Annotated in this window: 1 protein-coding gene; it reads right to left on the reverse strand. The window is 70.0% G+C overall.

Features of this window, described 5'->3' with window-relative positions; translation table 11 throughout:
• Positions 1 to 730: type IV pilus assembly protein FimV (locus LQT98_RS22490; RefSeq protein ID WP_407928965.1), on the reverse strand; the 730-nt coding region annotated here is incomplete at its 3' end.
• Between the last annotated feature and the right edge of the window lie 137 nt (positions 731 to 867).

The raw sequence follows: 867 nt of genomic DNA on the forward strand, positions 1-867 counted from the left end.
CGGCGGCTGCGGCCGGCTGCGTTTCCGCCGCGGCCGGCGCTTCGGGCGCCAGGCTGTCCAGATTGAAATCGAAGTCCAGCAGATTGTTCTCCGCCGGCGCCGCGGCCGGCTCGGCCGCCGCTTCCGGCTTGGCTTCCGCCGCCGGCGTCAATTCGGCGTCTAGGTCGAAATCGAGCAGATTGCTCTCCGCCGCCGCCGCGGGCTCCGGCTTTGGCTCTTCCAACAGAGCGGCCAACGGGTCGTCCTGCGGCGCTTCCGGCGGCGCGGCCGGCTCGACGGCTGGCGCGGCGGCCTCTGCCGCGGCCGGCAAGTCAGCGTTTTGCGCGCCGAACAGCTCTTGATCCAGATCGATGCCGCCCTCGCCCGCGGCTGCAGCCGGCGCCGCGGCGGCCTCGATTTCCTCGCCCTCGCCATCGGACAGATACAGAGAGTTGGTCGGATCGATGGAACGCCCCATCGCCGCGGCCTTGGCCCAGATCGGACCATGGCCGTCGAAGGTCGCGTGCATCTCCCGCGCCAGCTTCTCGAAGCTGGCGACGTCAGGCCTGGCGGCGTAGATTTCCATCAACTTCAAGCGCACTTCCTGACGCGATGGATCCTTGGCCAGCGCATCCTTGAGGATGTCCTCGGCCTGCACGTCGCGGCCATAGGCGATGTACACCTCGGCCTCCGCCACCGGGTCGACCTCGGCCGCGTCGATGGCGCCGGCCGCCTGGGTGAAGTTGCTCATGAAGGAATGGCCGGCGCCCACCGAGGGCGCATCCATGCCCGACGAAGCGCCGCGGCTCAGCGCCATGCTGGTATTGCTGGCGGACAAGGCCAGCGATGCGCCGCCCTTGCGTCGACGCGCCAGCAGCAGGCCCAGCG

Source organism: Chromobacterium aquaticum, assembly GCF_021129195.1.
GTDB lineage: Bacteria > Pseudomonadota > Gammaproteobacteria > Burkholderiales > Chromobacteriaceae > Chromobacterium > Chromobacterium aquaticum.